Raw genomic sequence first — 23,413 nt, 5'->3', positions numbered from 1 at the left:
TTAATAAATGCATATAAAAAGTACTTTGAACGTTGCTTTTTGTTATTTTTATAGATAATTCAAAAATTCGATGTTAAAAAACATAATAAATCTACTTTTTCCAAAAGTTTGCATGGGTTGCAAAGGATTTTTATTGTCATCAGAAAATGTAATTTGCACCATTTGCCGTCATGAAATTCCGCTAACACAACATTTTCGAAATCCTGAAAACGAAGCTTTTATGAAATTTTATGGTCGGATTCCCATTGAACATGCTTCAACATTAGTTTTTTTTCATAAAAAAGGAATCGTTCAGGAAATCATTCACGGATTAAAATACCACGGACACGAAGAAATTGGAACTGTTTTTGGCGATTGGATTTCCGAAGATTTAAAAACATTGGGAATTACAACCACATTTGACGCTATAGTTCCTGTGCCACTTCACAAAAAAAGATTTCGGGAACGGGGCTATAACCAAGTAACTACTTTTGGTTTGGCCTTATCAAATAGTTTGGAAATTCCATATAATGCAACACTTTTACAAAGAAATGTCTATTCAAAAACGCAAGTCAAAAAAGATCTTTTGGGAAGAACCTCCGTTATAGATTCCCTTTTTGATGTTACTTTTACCAAAAACGATCACAACAAACACTATTTATTAATTGACGATGTTTTGACAACAGGCGCCACACTTGAAGCTTGCGGTAGAGCATTACTAAAAATTCCAGGAACTAAAATCAGTATTGTTTGTATGGCAATGTCACATTCTTAGATTTTTTGACACACTAAAACTGGGTAATAAAATACTAATTGATTGATTTAATCATTTTATGATTTCATGTTGGAAACCTTATACGTTTTCCCATCTCCAGTAGTTTCTACAGCTTCCAATAATTTTGCAGGAGTTAGTTTTGAAGCGTCAAATTCAACTGTTGCAGTTTTTTTGTCAAAATCTACTGTTGCTTTTTGAACTCCGTCCATTGCAGCCAATTTTTCTTGAATTGTTTTAGCACAGCCAATCGCGCAAGTCATGCCTTCAATATTGAATGTTGCGGTTTGAGGTTTCACTACCGCCATAATTTTATTTTTTGTAGAAGAAGATTCTGTTGCTGCTTTTGATTGTTCGACTTCGTTTTTTTTGCAACTTAAAAATAAAATACTACCTACGGCTAGTGCCAAAAATGATTTAGGAAAATTCATAATTATCAATTTAAATTTGTTTTTTGGGGAATTACTTATTTGGTAATTAGTTACAAAAATAACTAAAAAAGAAAGTGGATATTCATAAAATTATTACAATTTTGCAACTTAAATAGTGATTATGAATTCAAAGCAAGCCAAATGGTTTTTCTTGCTGCTTTTAGCCTTAATTTGGGGAAGTTCTTTTATACTTATTAAAAGAGGATTAGTTGGATTGACTGCTTTTCAATTAGGTTCTTTGCGAATTATTTTTGCTGCAGTATTTCTTTTAGCAATTGGTTTTAAAACTTTGCCAAATATCCCTCAAGGGAAATGGAAATATATTGCGGTAACCTCTTTATTTGGAACATTTATCCCCGCCTTTCTTTTTTCAATTGCGGAAACTCAAATTGATAGTTCAATAAGTGCCATTCTCAATTCCCTAACGCCATTAAATACTCTAATTTTAGGGATTTTAGCATTTGGATTAAATTTCAAAAGAAGTCAGGTTTTTGGAGTTATTATAGGATTAGTGGGGAGTATGCTACTCATTTTTAATGGTGCCCTTCATCATCCAGAACAAAATTATTACTATGCAATTTTGGTCATTATAGCATCAATTTGTTATGCTATTAATGTAAATTTAATCAAGAAATATTTATCCGATTTATCGCCACTTACTATTTCTACAGGGAATTTTGCAGTAATGTTGCTTCCTGCTTGTTTGATTTTGTATTTCTCTGGATTTTCTGATGTTTTAGTTTTAGAAAAAACTCAACATTCAATTCTTTTCATTTTGATTTTAGGAGTTGTTGGAACTGGAATTGCGAATATTATCTTCTTTAAATTAATTCAAATTTCTTCCCCTGTTTTTGCTACATCAGTCACTTATTTAATTCCAATTGTAGCTTTCTTCTGGGGATTATTAGATAATGAAATGCTAACGCCAATTCAGTTTTTTGGTGCGTTTATTATATTAATTGGGGTTTACTTATCCGCTAAAAAATAAAAAAGGCTATCTTTTCAGATAGCCTTTCCTGAATTATTTATGCTTTTATTTATAGAAAATCTGCATCGGTAACTCCTTCGTTGATTTTAACTTCTGTTGTTTTGAATTCAATTTCTTGAGGTCCAAAAGACAATGAAGTTTTGAAAGGGAATTTAATTCCTTTCACTTCTTTATAATCTCCAAAGTTTGTAATTTGAGTCATTTTTTGTCCATTTGCTTCTTGAACAACCGCTTTTCCAATTTTCAATCCTGACGTTACATCATAATATAATGTAGATTTACCATTTTTGATAACATAAGCATCAGCACCATTAAAAGATTCGATTCCGTCTAAAGTAACATCCGCTTTTTGAGACATTTTTATTTCGTCAAATGGCATTGCGCTTGCTTTTACTTCCGCTAATTTATCGCCTTCAAGGTCTTTTCTTTGCCCTTGTTGTGTTACATAAGCGCCTTTTTCATTCACAACTTGCTTCATCATTGTCATTCCCATTGCTTTCATTTCAACTATCATTTTATTAGTTGAGGTTATTTTTGAAGTCATTTCTAAAGCCGTTCCTTGAATTTCACCTGTTGCAATTGTACTCAACGATTTCACAGCTAAAACTGCTTTTTCACCACCAATTGCTTTGATATAATTGTCTAAAACAATTTTCGCTGTTACTCCAGCTGGAACTGCTTTTTTCATTACTGGTTTTACCGTAGCAACTCCATATTTATCAAAATAAAACATTGGAATTTTTAATTTTTCTAAACCAGGAAGAACTTCACTTCCTTTTCCAACTATGACAACTCGGAGGTTGCTTTCAAGGAAATATTTATTGGCTACAGCCAAAACATCATCAGCGGTTACCGCATTGATGTTTTTTATGTAATTTTCATAAAAATCTTCAGGAAGTCCTTGCGTTTTGATACGTAAAGCATATCCAGCAACAGTTTGTGGTTTTTCAATTTGCATTACAAATTTTCCAACATATCCTGCTTTTACATTTGATAACATTTCTTCGGTTACTTTTTCAGTTCTAATTTTTTTAATTTCCTTGAAAAATTCTACCACTGCACTATCGGTAACGGCATTTCTAACCTGCGTTGAAGCTTTGAAAGTGGATACATTTTTGCTACCGCCAATGCTGGAACGAGCACCATAAGTCCAACCGTGTTTTTCACGAAGATTCATGTTTAAATAGCTATTAAAATCGCCGCCAAGTATTTGATTGGCAACAATTGTAGCAAAATAATCTTTGTCATTCATTTTCAAATTAACTGTATTTTGTAATGCAATTTCCGATTGAACGGCATTTGGCATATCTACAAAATTGATTTGAGAATATTGAACATTTATTGGATCTGTATATGTTAACGATGGTGCCGATGCTTTAGCCCAAGAGCCAAAAAGTTTCTCAACCGCTTTTTTCGTTTCTTTAAATTTCACATCTCCAATGATTATTAGGTAGGCATTCTCAGGAACAAAATTGGTGTGGTAATTGTTTTCTACATCTGTAAGCGTTACATTCTTGATTGTTTCTTCGCTCAAAAATTCCCCAAAAGGATGACTTTTTCCAAAGGCCAAAACATTTTGAACTCTTCCAGCTACTGCTGCAACACTTTTTTCTTGCGTTTTTAATCCTTCAATTAATTTGTCTTTTTCTTTATCAAATTCTGCTTGAGTAAAGTTAGGATTCAAAGCGCCATCTGCCATTAATTCAAGAATTCTACCGGAATATTTTGATAAAGAACTTCCTGATGCTCCTGAGGAATAGAAATTTAAATCAGCTCCAAGAAAATCAATTTCTTCATTGAAAGCATCCTTTGAAATTTTCATACTTCCATTTCCAATTAAACTGCTCGTTAAATCGGCAACTCCTTTTTTAGCACCTTCGGCATAAGGAGTGTTGTCAATGCTTAAATTGAATGAAACCCTCGGGAGTTTGTGGTTCTCTACAACCATTACTTTCAGTCCGTTTGGAAGCGTGAAAGATTCTGGTTTTTTAATATTAATTACTGGAGACGGTCCAGGTTTTGGCTGAGTTCGGTCTTGTGCTTGCATAATTAAAGTTAAAAACAAGCTTGATAAAATGATAATTGATTTTTTCATAATAGTATATCTTAATTTTGAGCTTTGTCTTTTGATGGAACATAATCCAATATCAATCGTTGATTTGGATTTAAATATTTTTTGGCAACCTCTCTAATTTCCTTAGCTGTTATGGAGCGATACATTTCGATTTCTGTATTAATCAAATTTACATCGCCATATAATAGGTAAAAAGAAGCTAAATTTTCGGCAATTCCTTCAACGTTAGAATTTCCATTTACATAATTATTATCGTAAATGTTCTTCAGCTTTTGCATTTCCTTATCGGTTAGCAATTCCGTTTGAAGTCGTACAATTTCTTCGTCAATTTCTTTTACAATTCCTTCGGAAGTATTTGTTCCTTGTGGCAATCCGTATAAAATGTAAATTCCGTAATCCTCTTGGCTGTAACTAAAAGCTCCGATTTGCAATGCCATTTTCTTATCATCCACAATTTTTTTATACAATCTTGAACTTTTTCCTTCACTTAAAACGGTCGAAATCATATCCAAAACTCTTGCATCACGCGTTTTCATAGAAGGAGTTCTATAAGAAGCTACAATCATAGGTTTTTGAATATTTGGATCTTGATACGATGCGTTTATTGTTTTTGTAATCGGATCTTCTACAAATTTTTCAACGGTAATATCGGTACCTTTTGGAATTGCACCAAAGTATTTCTGAACCCATTCTTTTGTTTTTGGAATGTCGTTCAAATCACCTGCAACAACTAAAACTGCATTGTTTGGAATGTAGAACTTTTTGTTAAATGCTTGAAATTCTTCTAATTTAGACGCATCTAAATGCGCCATAGAACCAATTGTAGCCCAACGATACGGGTGTTTTACATACATGTTTTTCTTAACTTCAGCGATCAAACTTCCGTATGGTTGATTGTCAACACGAAGGCGTTTTTCTTCTTTTACAACTTCATTTTGCGTATCCACACCAATTTGGTTGATAATAGGATGCATCATTCGTTCTGATTCCATCCAAAGTCCCAATTCTAAATTATTAGAAGGAAATACTTCATAATAATACGTTCTGTCTTCAGAGGTGTTGGCGTTATTTGTTCCGCCATTAGCAGTTACAATTTTGAACCATTCGCCACGTTTGATATTTTCAGTACCTTCAAACAATAAATGTTCAAAAAAGTGTGCAAATCCAGTACGTTCTGGATTTTCGTTTTTGGAACCTACGTGATACATTACCGAAGTAATAATTACGGGCGCCGAGGAATCGTTGTGCAGAATTACGTGAAGACCATTGTCTAAAGTAAATTCTTCAAAAGCTACTTTTTGAGCCGAAGCAACTCCGCCAAGCATAAGCATTGTACCTAAAGCCATTAATGAATTTTTCATAAGGATTAATAATTTTGTTGATTGTATCTCTGTTTATATTCAAAATATGAAACCAAATGTAACTTTTTTTTGAAATAAATACATCTGAATGGTTATTAATTTAACAGTTTTTAACGATTATGAATTATACATTGTTATAAATGAGTAGATAACAATGTCATAAATTTCAATAAAAAAGTATTTTTTAAGATTAGGGTTTGCACATTAAATATTAAATGGTATATTTGCAGACTTAAAAATTAATTAAACAATATTGTTATGTACGCAATCGTAGAGATAGCAGGGCATCAATTTAAAGTTAGCAAAGATCTAAAGGTTTATGTTAATCGTTTGGCAAGTGAAGAAGGATCGAAAATTACTTTCGACAAAGTTCTTTTGTTAGACGATAATGGTACAATCACTTTAGGCGCCCCAGCTATAGAAGGTGCTTCAGTAGAAGCCAAAGTGTTACAACACTTAAAAGGAGATAAAGTAATCATTTTCAAAAAGAAAAGAAGAAAAGGTTACAAAAAGAGAAATGGACACCGTCAGTATCTTACTCAAATTGTAATTGAAGGAATTTCGACATCAGCTCCAAAAAAAGCGGCTCCTAAAAAAGAAGCTGTTGAAGTAGTTGCCACTGAAGAAGTAGCAGTACCTAAGGTAAAAAAAGCTCCAAAGGCTAAAAAAGAAGATACAGTAGAATAATAACAACATAAAACGTATACGTCATGGCTCACAAGAAAGGTGTCGGTAGTTCGAAGAATGGTAGAGAATCAGAATCAAAACGTTTAGGCGTAAAGATTTTTGGTGGTCAAGCTGCTATTGCTGGTAACATCATCGTAAGACAAAGAGGTTCTAAACACAATCCAGGTGAAAATGTTTACATGGGTAAAGATCACACGCTACACGCTAGAGTTGATGGTCTTGTTAAGTTCCAGAAAAAAGGTGAAAACAAATCATTCGTTTCTATTCTTCCATTCGAAGCATAATCACGAGATTTTTCATAAAATTAAAAAACCCATTTCGAAAGAAATGGGTTTTTTTGGTTCCTATCCCCGGCCCTTTCCAAAGGAAAGGGAGACAGGACGGGAATGTGTTAATGGATAATTAGATTATGAGAAGGGTTGATTTGGTTATTTTTTAAATCGTTTAATTGGAAAATCAGCGAAAATCAGCGAAAATCCTTTTAAATCTTTGGTAAAAACAACTCTCTAGTCCTGTCGTTGCAACTAAACTATCTCTATTTGTCAATCTGAATTTATTTAAGATTCTATTTCAATATTTCAGAAATTTTATTTGAAAATCAGTGAATCTGTGGCAAAAAAACGAAGTTTACGATTTGTAATGTTTGCTCTTGATTAAATCCTGTTTTCAAAACCACATGAAATGATTCTTGCGGGAGCGGTTTTTTTCTTTTTTATTACGCATCGCCGTTTACAGCAAGATCATAATATTTTCTCTTTGTCAAATTTATTTTAAGATTAAAATAGCAATTTCCACCATCATCTACTTTGATTAATTCTTTTCGCCAATTTTTTCTCTTCGAGCAGAAGCAATTTATCCAAATTTCTTTTTCTCCTTGTGAGTTCTTCAAGACAATATATTGCCTTTTATATTTTTCAACATCAATTACAAAATTTTCTCTGTTTGGAATAAAACTAGGATTATTTAATGAAATTTGTCTAAATTCTTTTTCTGCTTTAATATTATAATTATCAATACATTTTCTTAAAAGTAAGTCGACAGTTGCCACCTCTTCATTATTAAGTTTTGATTTAATACAATTTTTATTAAAAATATATTTTAGAATTATATCAGAAGATAAAATAGCAATTTTTGTTGTGTCAAGTGATACAATTTTATCTCGACTACTAATATTAGTTTGTCCATGTATTTTCATACAAAAAATAAAGCAGGAAATTAAAAGATAGTTTTTCATTGTTTCGGATTTTAAATACTACTTAACTTGTAAATATTTGAAATAAATCTTCTTATAAACACCCAATTACGATTAGATTAGCGAATGTTTGCATCGCTTTATTTATTTTCAAATGTAATCTTTATTTCCTTCCAAATTCTGAAATTAATTTTTATTTTTAAGAGGTTATTTTGGAATTTTTAAATATAAAATCCGAAGCTACGGCCAGAATAAAAACCTAAAATTCTTCTACTAATGTGGAATCGCTTGGGATGGAATCTTGAACTTTGAACTTCAAAAACGAACGGGCATTTCCAGAAATTGACATGGGAATATTCTGCCCAATCGTGTCGTCAGCCATAATGAGACCGCGTCGTAACATCAGATTGCTAATAAATTGTTGCTTTTTATTTTCTATGGCTTTCAAAAATCCATCAGGGTTAAACTCGTACATGAATTTTTTAGGTTTTGGAACTATCGATGCCAGAAACAAGCATTCTTTTAAGGTTAAAGTTGCAGGGGTTTTATTGAAATAGAAGTTTGCCGCTTCTCCAATTCCGTAAATATTTGGTCCCCATTCTATCACATTAAAATAGACTTCGAGCATGCGTTCTTTGCTGGAAATGCGATTGTTTTCTAAAATATAAACCAGTAAAATCTCTTCTAATTTTCGGGAAAGTGTTTTTTCACGGGTCAGAAAAACGTTTTTCACCAATTGCATGCTTATGGTACTTGCGCCACGAGAGAATTTTTTGGTGCGAATATTTTTCAAAATTGATTGCTTGAACGCATCATTTATAAAACCACGATGGGAGAAAAAAGAGGGGTCTTCGGACGTTAAAACACACTTTTGTAAATAGGGTGAAATCTGATTCAAATGGGTGAAATTTGGATTGGAACTTCCAACAATAATAGGGCGTTGCAAGACACCTTTGTCTATGGCACGATAGGAAAATTCCGAATTTAATTTGGATAAATTGGCCTCGCCATATTTGATAATTTTCAGATTTTCTTTGGTTAATTTACTTTCAAAAACCAATTGGTTGGGTTTGTTTTTTACGAATTTATAATCCAATTTATAATCGAAATTTCCTTCGGTTTCCATGCCTTCAAAATGCGAAAATAATCCTTGTGGCAAGGAAGTGATAAATTGCTGTGCTTTCATCTTTGGAATGGCAATGCGGAGATTATAAACAGTGTCTTCTGCTGTATTGTACTCTGCAAAAGGATGGATTTTGACGTTGTTCATTTGAATAGTTGAACTGCTATCAATTGTCATGAAATGCTCGCCAAACAACAAATGATAATCAAAACGAGCTTGTTTTACAACAACATCTTTTGTGGCAATTTTCGGATGATTTACCGTTAAATTTACAATAGAAGTGAAGCCGTCAATGTGCAATTCACCGCTTTCCATTTCAATTTTTGCGACGTTCAAATGAATGCTGTCAAAGCTGGAAAATAAGCCAAAACGCTCGTCTACATAAGGCACTTTAATTTTAGAATTGTCACTATTAAAAAACTTTAAATCGGCGGTTTTATCTCTTGGATTGGCAATTCCTTTTACGTTCCAAATTTGCGAAAAAGTATTTGTTTTAACGTTGATTGAAGTTACTAATACTTCTTCCTTCAATTGCAATTGTTTCATTTCAAAAGTCACTTTTCGTCCCATATCGTCCATCCGAAAAGACAAATTTTCGAGATGCATTTCTGTTGGCACTAAATTCAATATTTTTGAAAGCAAACGATAGGCAGTTTTTGCATAATTGTGGTTTTCGGAAGTGGAAATATCTACTTTATTGTGTTTTAAAAAAGCATCAAAATTGCGTCCTTTTTTATTTTTTACCAATTGCACAAACCCATTATTCATTTCCAATCCTTCCAATTGTACGGTTCCAATAATCAGTTTTAAAAGATTGATTTTGGTTTTGATTTTTGCTACCGATAAAAGGGTGTCTGCCTGATTGGGAATCAGATTTATATTTTGTAATTCTATTCCTGAAACACCTTCAAATTGTGCTTTTTCAATGGTTAGTTTGGCGGCATAATCTGTTGCTAATTTGCTTTCAATTTTTGTGATTGCTTTTTGCAAAAGTGCGTTACGAAAAACAAAAAGTAGCACAAAACTTATCGCAATAAATACGGCAAAGCATTTCAGAAAAACCAGGGCTTTTTGTTTTTTGGTTCGCATTTTATTATCCGAATAATTCGCTTACAATATCTTCAATTTTCGCCACCATTCTGATGTTGATGAACGTTTTTTTCATTGCGATTTTATTATATTTAGATACAAAAATTGTTGAGAAACCTAATTTTTCGGCTTCTTGAATGCGTTGCTCAATTCGGTTTACTGGGCGTATTTCCCCCGAAAGTCCGACTTCACCAGCAAAACAAAAATCTTTTCCAATGGCAATATCTTCATTTGAGGATAAAATAGCGGCAACAACTGCCAAATCTATTGCAGGATCATCAACAGAAAGTCCGCCAGTAACATTTAGAAAAACGTCTTTGGAACCCAAATGAAATCCTGCTCGTTTTTCAAGAACTGCTAAAATCATGTTCAGCCTTTTGGCGTTATAACCTGTCGTACTTCGTTGTGGCGTCCCATAAACGGCACTGCTCACAAGCGCTTGAATTTCAATCATCAACGGGCGCATTCCTTCCAAAGTAGAAGCGATTGCGGTTCCAGAAAGTGTGGCATCATTATGTGAAATCAAAATTTCTGAAGGGTTGGCAACTTCACGCAATCCCGTTCCTTGCATTTCATAAATTCCAATTTCCGCAGTGGAACCAAACCTGTTTTTTAAAGAACGTAAAATTCGATACACGTGATTTCTGTCGCCTTCAAATTGCAAAACAGTATCTACCATGTGCTCCAAAATTTTGGGCCCTGCAATATTTCCGTCCTTTGTAATGTGTCCAATTAAAATTACTGGGACATTGGTTTCTTTTGCAAATTTTATAAGTTCGGCAGTTGTTTCTCGTATTTGAGAAATACTTCCTGCTGTAGATTCAATATAATCGGTATGTAGCGTTTGAATGGAATCTATTATTACGATTTCAGGCTGAATTTCCTCAATTTGACGAAAAATATTTTGCGTTTTTGTTTCTGTTAAAATATAACAATTATCACCGTTGGGCGTGATTCTTTCGGCACGCATTTTTATTTGTTTCTGACTTTCTTCACCAGAAACGTATAAGGTTTTGTAAGGCAATTTCAATGAAATTTGAAGTAATAAAGTGCTCTTTCCAATTCCAGGTTCGCCGCCTAAAAGGATTAAAGAGCCGGGCACAATTCCGCCTCCAAGCACTCGATTTAGTTCGCCGTCACAGGTATCCATTCGGATTTCAAGTGTGGAATCGATTTCTTTGATTTTTAAAGGTTTTGAAACTTTTTTAACCTCCGAAGTTGTTGGTTTCCATGCTACTTTTTCCTCCTTTTGTATAATTTCTTCTACAATGGTATTCCACTCCTTACAAGCGTTGCATTGCCCCTGCCATTTAGAATATTGCGTGCCACAACTTTGACAAAAAAATGAGGTTTTTACTTTAGCCATATTACGGGTTTTTTTCTTGAATCGGTTCTACTGTAGGTTCTTTAGTTGGTGATTCCTTTTTAATTTCTTTACTGTTTTTAGTAAACCCTTTTTTTAAATCATCCATTTTATCGAGCATCATGTCTTTTGTTAAACTCCCAATCTCGTCTTTTTGATAGGCCGTTTGATATTGTTTGAAGGCTTTTTTATTGTCCCCATTTTTTTCAAACATCAAACCCAATTCATAATCGGCAAGCATGCTTTTTGGGTAGTTTTTCTGTGCTAATTTTGACAATGCATCCAACTCATTATATGCTTTGTTTTTTAAAATTGCCGTTTCAATTGCATTGAAATCATTAATACGAATAGACATTTTAATTGCTAATGATTTTTCGATGATTTCGTATTTATTTTCAAGATATTTTACATAACCAGAAGGAAGAATTGCTATTTTTTCATTGAATTCTGAAACGGAAATAGGCTGATATACCCCGAAAATTTGATACAACGCATTTGGAATTGCATGTAAGACTAGTGAATAATGGGAAGCTCCTTTAAAAGCATCAAATAGGTAATTTAGACTTGGCTTTTTTATTGTTACAACGGCGCTATCCAATTGCATAATTCTTTCTTTTGTGGTTTTTAAATCGCCATCGGCAGTTGCTTGATAATAGTAAATTGGTTGGTTTAATGCTGACAACCGTTGTGGAATAATTTCTTCCATTCGTGGGGGTAACTCAGGACTTAACGAAATGTAAGCATTGAAAATAGGTTGGTCTTTATATAAATAAAAATTTAAAAAACCAGCGGTAACATCGTGTCCAGCAATTATTTTAAATGGTGCTATTCGGTATGTTTTTTCTATGTACGGAAGTAATTCTTGACCAATAAATTCAAAGAAATGTTCCCCTTTTTCTGCTGGCAAACCTGTATCTGGGTCAAAAGTACAATCCGAATAGCGTTCGTCCTTTTTGTTTTGTGAGATTCCAACGATAATAACTTCAGGTAAATCATCCCAATAGGCACCGTAATTTAAAGCTCCTTGAAAAGGGTCTAAAAGATAATCTCCATCTAATAAAAAGAGAACAGGATATTTCTTAGTTTTATTTTTAGTGTAGGATTCTGGCAAGGAAACTGTAAATTCTCGATCTTCTTTAAGCTTTTGAGAAACAATAGTATCCGTTATTTTTTGCGAATAGGATTGAAAGAAAATAAAAAAAGGTGTTAAAAAAATTATTTTTCTCATAGTTTACTTGGAATTTTCAGATGTTTAATAGCCCTTCAAAAGGTGTAGCAATATAATAATTTATTTGCTTCTATTCAATATCGGTAAAAGCAAAAATGAAATGACACCTAAAAAAACTAATAATAGCATTTGGGAAGTCCAAATAATCCAGCCAAAAGCGTTTCCAGCAGTTTCAGAAATACTATAAAAAAGTAGGATTTTGGCAATTAGAAATGGATACGACCCAAATCCACTATTGGTGAAGGCAATGGCAATACTTCCGACAACAAATGAAGTTAATACCGCTCCTAAAGTTAGCGAATTGGTTTCAGGAATTACAAAAATTCCGATGTAAAACATAAAAATATAGGAAAACCAAATGAAAATTGTGTGCGCTAAATACGACCATTTCCTTTTCATGTGAACGATACTTAAAATCCCTTCTTTTAATCCGGAAATTTTTAATTTTAGTTGAATTATAAATTTTGCTTTGGAAAAACAATAAAGCAAAACGAAAGCAATGAAAAGTACAAGTCCAATGACTAAAAGTAAAATTATTTTTTGGAGTGGTAATTTGTCTAAAATAAATGTTTTTACAATGTCAAATTGAACAAAAAAAGCAACAATTATAAAGCCTAAAAGAATAATCATATCAATAATTCTCTCCGCTATTATGGACCCGAAACCTTTGTCAAAAGGAACATTATTGTATTTTTTAAGCACCAATGCTCTTGAAATTTCACCCGATCTGGGAACCGTTAAATTCATTAAATATCCAATGGAAACTGCCATGAAATTATTGGCGAAAGTAGTTTTATAGCCCATTTGATCCAATACATATTTCCAACGATAGGCACGTGAAGCACTTCCTAAAAAAGCAATGAAAACGGCACAATAAATATAGTTGTAATTGGCATTTACAAAATGACTTTTTATTTCTAAAATTTCTTCTGCTGAGAATTTATTATAAGAATAAACGATTAGAAAAACACCCAAAAAAAGCGGGAGTAAAATAGACAGCCATTTGCCAATTTGCTTTTTCAAAATTAAGTTAAGGAATTGTCATTTTCATTTGGAAAAACTAAGGAAGGTTGGAACGATTTGGCTTCTTCAAAATCCAATATTCCGTAGGAAATAATAATAATAATGTCGCCTTTTTGCACTTTTCGAGCTGCGGGTCCATTAAGAGTGATTTCGCCGCTATTTCTGTTGCCCTTGATGGCATATGTTTCTAAACGTTCCCCATTATTGATGTTTACTATCGAAACTTTTTCGCCCTCAATAATATTTGAAGCCTCCATTAAAGCCTCGTCAATAGTGATACTGCCGATATAATTTAAATCGGCTCCGGTTACTTTAACGCGGTGTATTTTAGATTTTACTACTTGAATTTGCATTGTGCAAAGATAATTAATTTAATGAAATAGTATCTATCAATCTTATATTGTTAATAAAAACTGCAATGAAAGCTCTGTATTTTTTTGTGTCGATTTTTTCTTTACAAGACAATAATGTAGCTTCATCAGCAATTTCAAAATAATCCAATTTGAAATTGATTTGGTTTTCAAAAACGTGTTTAACCCAATTTTTTATATCCAATAGGGGTTCGGAATTAAATTTTGATTTTACTTCCAATAATGTCTTGTAAATAATCTCCGCAGATTCTCTTTCATTTGGCGTAAGCCTTTCATTACGAGAACTCATTGCGAGTCCGTTTTTTTCTCTGAATATTGGACAAATCACAATATTGATAGGTAGCTTTTCTTTTTCTACTAACTTTTTTATGATTTGCAATTGCTGAAAATCTTTTTCCCCAAAATAGGCATTGGAAGGGTTTACAATTTCAAATAAACGTTTTACAATGGTGCCAACACCATCAAAATGTCCAGGACGAAATTTCCCTTCCATTTGGTTTTCTAATCCCTCAAAATCAAAGTGTGCTGAAATGGTTTTTCCTTCATAAATATCCTCCACATTTGGTGCGTAAATAAGTACAGATTCGCTTATTGATTTCAATTTTTCAAGGTCGATTTTTAAGTTTTTGGGATATTTTTCTAAATCTTCAGGATTGTTAAATTGCGTAGGATTCACAAAAATACTTACAATTGTTATGGAATTTTCTTTTAAGGAATTTTCTACTAAAGACAAATGTCCTTCATGCAATGCACCCATAGTTGGAACAAATCCAATAGTGGTTTTTGAATCGGAAATATGTTTTAAATGCTCTATTAAAGCAACTTGTCGGTCAAAAATGAGCATGTTGTTTTATTGAAATATTGTGCAAACTTAAGATTTTAGTTATTAACTGCATAAATTTTTGTAAATTTGCCTGTTTTTTATTTACAATAAGTAATACAAAATTTTAATATGGAAGATAAGAGGATATTGTATGTATCATCTGAAGTAGTGCCCTACTTAGCTGAAAACGAGGTTTCCCTAATGTCGTATGATGTGCCAAAAATGGTAAATGATCAAGGCGGACAGATTAGAATTTTCATGCCAAGATATGGTAATATCAATGAAAGAAGACATCAATTACACGAGGTAATTAGGTTATCTGGAATGAATTTAGTTGTAAATGATTTGGATATGCCATTGATTATCAAGGTAGCTTCCATCCCAAAAGAAAGAATTCAGGTTTATTTTATTGATAACGATGAATATTTCAAAAGAAAAGCAACTTTTACAGATGAAGATGGGGTCTTGTTTCCAGATAATGATGAGCGCGCTATTTTTTTTGCAAAAGGAGTTGTAGAAACAGTAAAAAAACTGAATTGGGTTCCTGACATTATTCATGTTCATGGTTGGATGGCGGCAATGTTGCCAATTTATTTGAAACATTATTATAAGGACGAAGCCTTATTTTCAGACACAAAAATCATAACTTCCGTTTACAGTCAATCATTTGAAGGCACATTGAATCCTGAAATGATTAATAAAATAAAATATGATGGCGTTCCTGAAGAGAGTGTTTCTAACTTAGTAAATCCGGATTATGAAAATATAATAAAAGCAACAATTTCACATTCTGACGCGGTGATTATTGCCTCTGAAAACTTGTCCCCAAGTTTAACAAAATTTATAGAAACTTCGGAAAAACCTTTTTTACCTTTCACCCCCAAAGAAAAGTTCTCGGAAGTATATTCTAATTTCTATAGGAATTTGGTCAAATAATAATATTTTTTTAATAAATATGCAAAATAATTCATTTTTTAAATTACTTTTTTTAGTTAGTATTGTTGCTTTTTTCATCTCTTGCGACAAAGACTTTAATGAGATTGGTACGGGTGTCATAGGTAATGATCATTTTGGACTTATTCAAGACGTTTCAAAGACTGTAGTTGCTTATAATGTTGCTACAGGTTCTGTTGAAACAAGTTACCTAGCTTTAAATTCACTTGGCTATTATAATAATCCCTTTTTTGGAAAAACAAGAGCAAGTGTGGTATCTCAAGTAGTTTTAGATACTGTCAATCAAACTATTGGGACTAACCCAATTGTCACCAAAGTAGAGCTTTCAATGCCCTATTTTAGTCATTTAAAAACTACAGATGCTACTACCGGTGACCACACGTATGAATTAGATTCTATTTATGGGTTTGTAACTTTGAACGATAAAAAAGTATTTAATAAATTTAAATTGAGTGTTTATGAATCTAATTATTTTTTAAGAGATTATGACGCTTCTTTGGGGTTTTTAGATCTTCAAAAATATTACTCAGGAGCAACTTCTGATTTTGACGCTAATAAAAACCCAAACCGCTTGAATGACGATGCTTCTTCTAATCAAAACGAAGAGTTTCTTTATAGCGCTGACGAAATTAAAACCTATAAAACGGTAGACGGAGCCCAAGTAGTCGATACAAGGTCGGTTCCTGGAATGCGTTTGAAACTTAGAAATCAGTTCTTTCAAGATAAATTATTTGGTTCTGGTGCATCAGGAAAATTCATAAATAATAATGTTTTTAAAGAATATTTTAGAGGATTATATTTTAAAGCCGACAATTCAGTTACTTCGTCTGAACTGGGAAGTTTAGCTTTATTGAACATTAAATTAGGAAAAATAATAGTTACCTATAATGTAACCATAACTAGTTCAGCTGGTGTAGTTTCAACTAAAGAAAGAAAATTCGGAATTAGTTTAGGCGGCAGTTCTGTGAATTTATTTGAAAACAATTACAATTCATCATACACCACCGGAATTACTGCAAATGCAAATGCCACAACAGGAGCCTATAATTTGTATCCAAAAGGAGGCGAAGGATCTATGACTGTTATTAAACTTTTTGGAGATCTAGATGTTAGAGGTTATTCTTCAACTGGCTTGCCAACTTTAGGCGCAAATGGTGTATCAGATGAATTAGATGATTTAAGAAATCCTGGAGACGGAAAAAAACTTTTAGTTAATGAAGCCAATCTAACTTTTTATATTGACAAGACCAAAATGGTAGGAGCGTCGGAGCCTAACAGAATATATTTGTACGACCTTAATAATAATCGCCCTTTAATAGATTATTATTTTGACAATTCAGTAGCGTCAAATGTAAAAAATAATAAATATGAATTTGGCGGAATTATAGAAAAAGAAACAGCGAGTTCAATAGTTGATAAACGGGGAATTAAATATAAAATAAGACTAACAAATCACTTGAGAAACTTAATTAGTAAGGATTCTACCAATGTTAGATTAGGATTAGTAGTTACAGAATCTATCGCAATAGCAACTAATTCTAAACTAAAAAACGCCACTTCTGGAGTAAATCCAATTAATAGAATACCTACTGCTGCTGTTTTGAGCTCATTAGGCACCGTTTTATTTGGAAACAATATTCCAACTAGCGACCCAAATTATGCTAATAGATTAAAACTAGAAATATATTATACAAAGCCTAATTAAAAGTAATAACACCAAATAAAAAATATATGTGCGGAATAGTTGGTTATATAGGATTCAGAGAAGCATATCCAATCATTATTAAAGGTTTGAAAAGACTAGAATATAGAGGATATGATAGTGCAGGAATTATGCTTTTTGACGGAAAAGACCTTAAAGTTTCTAAAACTAAAGGTAAAGTTTCTGATTTAGAAGAAATATCTTCAAAAGAAATATCTACCAATGGCACTATTGGAATTGGACATACTCGTTGGGCAACTCATGGAGTTCCAAATGATGTGAACTCTCATCCACATGTTTCAAATTCCGGAAATCTTGTATTAATTCATAATGGAATCATTGAAAATTATGCTCCATTAAAAAAAGAATTAATAAACAGAGGGTATGTTTTTCATTCAGATACTGATACAGAAGTTTTGGTAAATTTGATTGAAGATGTTCAGAAAAAAGACCATTTAAAACTCGGAAAAGCAGTTCAAGTTGCTTTAAATCAAGTTGTGGGAGCCTATGCAATTTGCGTGTTTGATAAACAAAAACCGAATGAAATAATTGTTGCCCGTTTAGGGAGTCCATTAGCAATTGGTGTAGGTGAAAACGAATATTTTATTGCATCTGATGCTTCACCTTTCATAGAATATACTTCAAATGCCATTTATCTTGAGGATGAAGAAATGGCTATTGTGAGATTAAATAAACCTTTAAAAATTAGAAAAATTAAAGACGATTCATTAGTAGATCCTTATGTTCAGGAGTTACAAATGAATTTAGAGCAAATTGAAAAAGGCGGTTATGACCATTTTATGCTCAAAGAAATATATGAACAACCGAGTGTTATAAAAGATACTTATCGAGGTCGTTTACACGCAAATACTGGTTTGATTCAAATGGCAGGAATTGAAGATAATATCGAGAAATTCTTGAATGCTGAAAGAATCCTTATTGTAGCTTGTGGAACTTCATGGCATGCAGGATTAGTTGCGGAATATATAATAGAAGAATTTACAAGAATTCCTGTTGAAGTGGAATATGCTTCAGAATTCCGATATAGAAACCCAATTATAAATAAAGGCGATGTGGTTATAGCCATTTCTCAATCTGGAGAAACTGCTGATACTTTGGCTGCTATAAAATTAGCAAAAGAAAGAGGCGCATTTGTTTTTGGAGTTTGTAATGTTGTAGGATCCTCAATATCTAGAGAAACTCATGCAGGTGCTTATACTCACGCAGGTCCAGAAATTGGAGTTGCATCAACAAAAGCATTCACCACTCAAATTACTGTTTTAACTATGATTGCGTTGCGAATTGCGAAAGCAAAAGGAACAATGACCAATTCTGATTTCCACAGGTATTTACAAGAATTAGAATTAATTCCTGAAAAAGTTTTAGAGGCTCTAGAAACAAATGATATAGCAAAAGAAATTGCAGCCATTTTCAAAGACGCACCAAACTGTCTTTATTTAGGAAGAGGTTATAATTTTCCAGTTGCTTTAGAAGGGGCATTAAAATTAAAAGAAATTTCTTATATTCATGCAGAGGGTTATCCAGCGGCAGAAATGAAACACGGACCAATTGCATTGATTGATGAACACATGCCGGTAGTAGTAATAGCTCCAAAATTGGGTCATTATGACAAAGTGGTAAGTAATATTCAAGAAATTAAATCTAGAAGTGGAAAAATCATTGCTATAGTAACTAAAGGCGACACTCAAGTTCGTGATTTGGCCGACTATGTTATTGAAATCCCAGAAACTGCCGATGCATTATCTCCACTAATTACTACAATTCCGCTACAATTATTGTCCTACCACATTGCCGTATTAAGAGGTTGTAATGTAGATCAACCAAGAAACTTAGCCAAATCAGTTACAGTAGAGTAATAAATGAAATACTTAATTAAAAAAAGCGTTCAATTTATGAACGCTTTTTTTATGGATAGAATTTTTATGAATTACTTAAAACTATGTTAATTTAATAGGCGTGCATAGTAAATTTTTGATATTTTGTTTAAAAACCATGAGGAATATTCAAAAATTCCAACAAATTATAATCAAAATTAGAGACAAAATACAGCTAATTATTAATTTTTTCTACTTATAATTTATTAATATCAAAATAAATACTAATTTAGCTAGATTAACAAACAAATTTTAAACCCAATGAAAAAACACTTACTTATTTTGACATTGTTTTTTTGCAGCATTTCTTTTGCACAAAAAGTAGTTTCAGATACTATCAAAAAGACATTATTAGACGAAGTTGTCGTTTCGGCTTCAAGAACTCCTGAAAAAGTTTTACAATCGCCAGTTACCATCGAAAGAATGGGAATTGCTGAAATTAAAAAATCTGCGTCACCTTCTTTTTATGACGGATTAGAAAACTTGAAAGAAGTTCAAATGAATACCAGTAGTTTGTCTTTTAAATCAATCAACACTCGTGGATTTGCTACCGTTGCAAACACTCGTTTTATGCAATTAGTGGATGGAATGGACAATTCTTCCCCATTATTAAACTTCGTAATAGGGAATATGATTGGGGTTTCAGAAATTGACGTTCAAAGCGTTGAGTTATTACCAGGAGCATCTTCTGCTTTATATGGAGCAAATGCTTTTAATGGTATTTTATTTATGAATAGTAAAAATCCATTCACAAGTGGCGGTATAACTGCTTATGTAAAATATGGTCAAACAAGCCAACAAGCCGCTGGAGTTAATAGCTTTACAGATTATGGAGTTAGAGTAGCTCACAAATTTAATGACTATTTTGCTGCTAAAGCTAATTATACCTACATGTCTGGTACAGATTGGTATGCTACAAATTACAATGATAAAAAAGTTGCCGGAATAGACAGAAGTAACATTAACTATGATGGTATTAATGTATATGGAGATGAAGTTTCAACAAACATAAAAGGTGTTGGTCAAGCATTAGCTGGTTTAGGAATTATTCCTGCTTCTACCGTAAATTTATTACCAAATACTAATGTTAGTAGAACAGGTTACAAAGAAATAGACCTAACAGACAACAAGGCTTCAAATACTAAAATTGATTTTTCACTTCATTTAAAACCCTTTGCAAATGATTTTGAAATTATTTGGCAAAGTAAATTTGGTTTTGGAAATGCAGTTTACCAAGGTGCCAATAGATATTACTTAAATAACTTTTTTATGCAACAACATAAATTAGAAATTAAAGGTAAAAACTTTTTTGTTAGAGGATATACTACAACTGAAGATGGAGGAAACTCTTATGATATGCTTTTTACGGGTATCAACATCAACAGAAAATGGAAAGACGATAAAACTTGGTTTGGACAATATGCGGGTGCATATATTCAATCAACATTGGGTGGTGCAACCCCAGCGTCAGCTCATTTAATAGCCAGAGGAGTTGCAGATACAGGTAGATTTCTTCCTGGTACAGATGCGTTTAAAAATGCTTTTAATTTAGTTACTAATGAAGCTAGCGTACTTTCAGGCTCCAAACTAGTTGATAACTCTAGAATCTATCATTCCGATGCTAATTATAACTTGAAAGATGTGATTAAATTTGCGGAAGTTCAAGTAGGTGGATCATTCAGACAATATGAATTAAATTCTCACGGGAGAATTTATACAGATGCAAATGGACCAATTTATTACAACGAATATGGTGCATATACTCAAATAACGAAAAAATTTGTTGATGACAGATTGAAATTTTCTGGATCTGTAAGGTATGATAAATCGAAAAATTTCGAAGGTAATTATTCTCCTAGAATCTCTGCGGTATACTCAGCAGGTGAGAATAAAAAACATAATTTCAGAGCTTCATTTCAAACAGGTTTTAGAAATCCATCTACTCAAGATCAATATATTGGATTTAATGTAGGTAGTGCAATTCTTCTTGGTTCTGCTCCAGACAATTTAATAAGATATTCTGAAACGTTAGATGTAAGTACTACAACTGGACAGTTTTTTGCTGGGGGTACATCCGTAGTTATGACAGGTTTAAATGCCTATAATAATTCTTATACCGCATCATCAGTTGCAGCGCTTTCTGCAAGTGGTAATCCAGCATTATTGAAAAAAACTTCTTTAGAATACGTAAAACCCGAACAAGTAAAAGCATTTGAAATAGGGTATAGGTCTTTAATTAAAGATGTCTCAGTAGATATTAATGGATATTACAACATATATAATGATTTTATTGGAAACATCAATGTTGTAGCTCCTTATTATGGAAAAGCAATGGATTCGCCAAGCCCAACAGGTGGCCCGACAGATCTAGGTACACAATCAATTCACGCTTTACAAACCGGAAATTATAGAGCCTATCAATTGTATACCAATACTAAAATAGAAATTAAATCTCTTGGATTTGGACTTGGATTATCTAAAAAAGTATATAAAGATTTTGAGTTGGGGGTAAACTATAACTATGCTGAATTTAAATTTGACCAATCGCAAGATGAAAGTTTTGAAGCCGGCTTTAATACTCCAAAACATAGAGTTAAAACATCGTTTGGAAATGAAAAATTATTCAAAAATTTCGGATTTAATATTAGCGGAAGATGGAATAGTGAGTATTTATGGCAATCAACAATGGTAGACGGAATTGTTCCTTCTGCTACTGTAATTGATGCGCAAATAAATTATAGTGTTCCAAAACTAAAATCAACTTTGAAAATTGGAGCAGCAAATTTAGGAGGAAAAGAATACTTTCAAGTGCTAGGAGCTGGCTTAATAGGCCAACAAATATTCGCCTCTTGGACTATCAATCCTTAATTAATATTAATATAAAAAAACATACGTTATGATAAAAAATTTCAAATGGCTAGTATTGGTTTCGTTAACCTTTGTAGCATGTACTAATGATGACACTACTACAGGTGGTGAAATCCCAGTAATTTCTGGCTCAGCAAATTTTACAAAATATGTAGCATTAGGAGACTCTTTTGCCGCAGGTTTCAGCGATAATGCCTTATTTCACAAAGGACAAGAAAATTCTTATCCAAATTTACTAGCGCAACAATTTGCTGCCGCTGGAGGAGGTACTTTCTCAAGTCCATTTATGGCAGTTGATAATGTAGGCGGTTTTTCTTCTGGAGGAGCGCAAGTTACTTCACCAAGATTGTATTTAGATAGTTCTTCAGGAACACCAACACCAACACCAGTTCCTGGGGTATCAGCGAATACACTTACTGAACGATTAACAGGTTCTTTCAATAATATGGGAATTCCTGGTGCTAAAAGTTATCATTTAACTTTTGCTGGCTATGCAAGTGCAAATCCTTATTTTGGACGTTTTGCGTCTTCGCCAACAGCTACAGTTTTAGGTGACGCTATCGCACAAAATCCAACTTTCTTTTCCTTATGGATTGGTGGAAATGATGAATTAGGATATGCAACTAACGGTGGGGTTCCAACTTCTCAAGATGCAGTAAACGGTAATGATCTTACTCCTACCGCAACATTTACAGCAGTTTATAATGGAATGGCGGCACAACTTTCAACAGGAGGAAGAAAAGGGGTAGTGGCAAATTTACCTTATGTAACTGCATTGCCATATTTCACTGCAGTTCCATATAATCCAGTTCCTTTGTCCGCAGCAGTAGCAACGCAATTAAATAGTGGTTACGCTCAATATAATGGTGGATTGGCATTGGCGCAAAGTTATGGTTTAATTACAGCCGCTGAAAAAACTAAAAGAACAATCGTTTTTTCGGCAGGTCAAAACGCAGTAGTAATAGTAGATAGCTATTTAACTAATTTAAGTACCTTAGGTTTGCCTTCCTACAGACAAACAACTAGCGCAGATTTATTAGTTTTACCTTCAAGATCAATCATTGGTACTACTGTAGGTGGTAATGCTGCTCAAGTTAATGGAGTTACAGTTCCGCTAGCAGATAAATGGGTACTTTCAATAGATGAAATTGCTGAAGTTAAAGCCGCTACCGACTCTTATAATATGGTTATTGAAGCTGCAGCAACTGCTAATGGATTGGCTTTCGTAGACACTAAATCAGTTATGAACCTATTGTCCGCTCCAAGTGGTACAGGAGTAGTATTCAATACCTATACAATGACCTCTACCTATGTAACTGGCGGTGCTTTCTCTCTAGACGGAGTTCATCCAAGTCCTAGAGGTTATGCTTTAATTACCAATTTATTTATTGATGCAATTAACGCAAAATACGGTTCTACATTGAAGAAAAAAGACGGTAGAGACTTTGAAATTTTATACCCAAAAGTTATCAATTAAATCGCATTTAATA

Annotated in this window: 19 protein-coding genes; 9 read left to right on the top strand and 10 right to left on the bottom strand. The window is 32.9% G+C overall.

Annotated features, from left to right (window positions below; all coding sequences use genetic code 11):
* Positions 1–70: 70 nt before the first annotated feature.
* Entirely contained in the window at positions 71–754 is a 684-nt protein-coding gene (locus tag AC9UEH_RS04990; RefSeq protein WP_509529112.1) for a ComF family protein, read from the top strand.
* A gap of 56 nt (positions 755–810) precedes the next feature.
* Here the strand turns inward: AC9UEH_RS04990 and AC9UEH_RS04985 are convergent, their stop codons facing one another.
* Positions 811–1,182: a heavy-metal-associated domain-containing protein gene (locus AC9UEH_RS04985; protein WP_509529109.1), complete on the bottom strand. Its 372-nt coding sequence runs from the start codon at positions 1,180–1,182 to the stop codon at positions 811–813.
* 121 nt (positions 1,183–1,303) lie between these two features.
* Here AC9UEH_RS04985 and AC9UEH_RS04980 point away from each other — a divergent pair, with 121 nt between their 5' ends.
* Positions 1,304–2,170 carry a DMT family transporter gene (locus tag AC9UEH_RS04980; protein WP_509529107.1) on the top strand — a complete coding sequence of 289 codons (867 nt, stop codon included), beginning with the start codon at positions 1,304–1,306 and terminating at the stop codon, positions 2,168–2,170.
* Positions 2,171–2,219: 49 nt separating this feature from the next.
* Here AC9UEH_RS04980 and AC9UEH_RS04975 read toward each other — a convergent pair whose 3' ends face one another.
* The gene (locus tag AC9UEH_RS04975) at positions 2,220–4,265 is read right to left on the bottom strand and encodes a M16 family metallopeptidase (RefSeq protein WP_509529105.1); all 2,046 of its coding nucleotides are present in this window, start codon (positions 4,263–4,265) and stop codon (positions 2,220–2,222) included.
* Between the two features lie 11 nt (positions 4,266–4,276).
* The gene (locus AC9UEH_RS04970) at positions 4,277–5,605 is read right to left on the bottom strand and encodes a M16 family metallopeptidase (protein WP_509529103.1); all 1,329 of its coding nucleotides are present in this window, start codon (positions 5,603–5,605) and stop codon (positions 4,277–4,279) included.
* A 258-nt stretch (positions 5,606–5,863) separates the two neighbouring features.
* On the opposite strand from AC9UEH_RS04970, the gene rplU reads away from it, so the two are divergent.
* Both rplU and rpmA read left to right on the top strand, forming a co-directional pair.
* Positions 5,864–6,292: a 50S ribosomal protein L21 gene (gene rplU / locus AC9UEH_RS04965; protein ID WP_509529101.1), complete on the top strand. Its 429-nt coding sequence runs from the start codon at positions 5,864–5,866 to the stop codon at positions 6,290–6,292.
* A 23-nt stretch (positions 6,293–6,315) separates the two neighbouring features.
* Positions 6,316–6,576, top strand: coding sequence for a 50S ribosomal protein L27 (gene rpmA, locus AC9UEH_RS04960; RefSeq protein WP_509529100.1), 261 nt, complete (start codon positions 6,316–6,318; stop codon positions 6,574–6,576).
* 431 nt (positions 6,577–7,007) lie between these two features.
* Here the strand turns inward: rpmA and AC9UEH_RS04955 are convergent, their stop codons facing one another.
* The 7 genes from AC9UEH_RS04955 to panC all read right to left on the bottom strand — a co-directional run bounded on the left by AC9UEH_RS04955 (position 7,008) and on the right by panC (position 14,525).
* A complete protein-coding gene (locus AC9UEH_RS04955) occupies positions 7,008–7,526 on the bottom strand; it encodes a hypothetical protein (protein ID WP_509529099.1) in 519 nt (172 codons plus the stop codon).
* 217 nt (positions 7,527–7,743) lie between these two features.
* Complete coding sequence (locus AC9UEH_RS04950; RefSeq protein WP_509529098.1) at positions 7,744–9,597, bottom strand: biosynthetic peptidoglycan transglycosylase; 1,854 nt, start codon at positions 9,595–9,597, stop codon at positions 7,744–7,746.
* Positions 9,598–9,700: 103 nt separating this feature from the next.
* The gene (gene radA, locus AC9UEH_RS04945; protein WP_509529097.1) at positions 9,701–11,062 is read right to left on the bottom strand and encodes a DNA repair protein RadA; all 1,362 of its coding nucleotides are present in this window, start codon (positions 11,060–11,062) and stop codon (positions 9,701–9,703) included.
* Between the two features lies 1 nt (position 11,063).
* A complete protein-coding gene (locus AC9UEH_RS04940; protein ID WP_509529096.1) occupies positions 11,064–12,287 on the bottom strand; it encodes an alpha/beta hydrolase in 1,224 nt (407 codons plus the stop codon).
* Between the two features lie 60 nt (positions 12,288–12,347).
* Positions 12,348–13,310: a lysylphosphatidylglycerol synthase transmembrane domain-containing protein gene (locus AC9UEH_RS04935; protein ID WP_509529094.1), complete on the bottom strand. Its 963-nt coding sequence runs from the start codon at positions 13,308–13,310 to the stop codon at positions 12,348–12,350.
* A gap of 2 nt (positions 13,311–13,312) precedes the next feature.
* Complete coding sequence (gene panD / locus AC9UEH_RS04930) at positions 13,313–13,663, bottom strand: aspartate 1-decarboxylase (RefSeq protein ID WP_509529092.1); 351 nt, start codon at positions 13,661–13,663, stop codon at positions 13,313–13,315.
* Positions 13,664–13,676: 13 nt separating this feature from the next.
* Positions 13,677–14,525, bottom strand: coding sequence for a pantoate--beta-alanine ligase (panC, locus tag AC9UEH_RS04925; protein WP_509529090.1), 849 nt, complete (start codon positions 14,523–14,525; stop codon positions 13,677–13,679).
* A gap of 108 nt (positions 14,526–14,633) precedes the next feature.
* Between panC and AC9UEH_RS04920 the strand changes: the two genes are divergently transcribed.
* From AC9UEH_RS04920 to AC9UEH_RS04900, 5 genes are all read left to right on the top strand, one after another.
* Positions 14,634–15,440 (top strand): glycogen/starch synthase, encoded by an 807-nt coding sequence (locus AC9UEH_RS04920; protein ID WP_509529088.1) that lies wholly within the window; start codon positions 14,634–14,636, stop codon positions 15,438–15,440.
* Positions 15,441–15,459: 19 nt separating this feature from the next.
* Complete coding sequence (bamH, locus tag AC9UEH_RS04915; RefSeq protein WP_509529085.1) at positions 15,460–17,163, top strand: BamH family beta-barrel-assembly machinery protein; 1,704 nt, start codon at positions 15,460–15,462, stop codon at positions 17,161–17,163.
* A 26-nt stretch (positions 17,164–17,189) separates the two neighbouring features.
* Positions 17,190–19,037, top strand: coding sequence for a glutamine--fructose-6-phosphate transaminase (isomerizing) (glmS, locus tag AC9UEH_RS04910; protein WP_509529083.1), 1,848 nt, complete (start codon positions 17,190–17,192; stop codon positions 19,035–19,037).
* Between the two features lie 279 nt (positions 19,038–19,316).
* Positions 19,317–21,923 (top strand): TonB-dependent receptor domain-containing protein, encoded by a 2,607-nt coding sequence (locus AC9UEH_RS04905; protein WP_509529080.1) that lies wholly within the window; start codon positions 19,317–19,319, stop codon positions 21,921–21,923.
* Positions 21,924–21,951: 28 nt separating this feature from the next.
* On the top strand, positions 21,952–23,400 hold the full coding sequence (locus AC9UEH_RS04900; protein ID WP_509529078.1) for a G-D-S-L family lipolytic protein: 1,449 nt from the start codon (positions 21,952–21,954) through the stop codon (positions 23,398–23,400).
* The last annotated feature ends 13 nt before the right edge of the window (positions 23,401–23,413 follow it).

It is taken from the genome of Flavobacterium sp. (assembly GCF_040402835.1).
Classification (GTDB): domain Bacteria; phylum Bacteroidota; class Bacteroidia; order Flavobacteriales; family Flavobacteriaceae; genus Flavobacterium.
The sequence above is the reverse complement of the archived record's forward strand: the minus strand, read 5'-3'. Positions and strand labels throughout refer to the sequence as shown.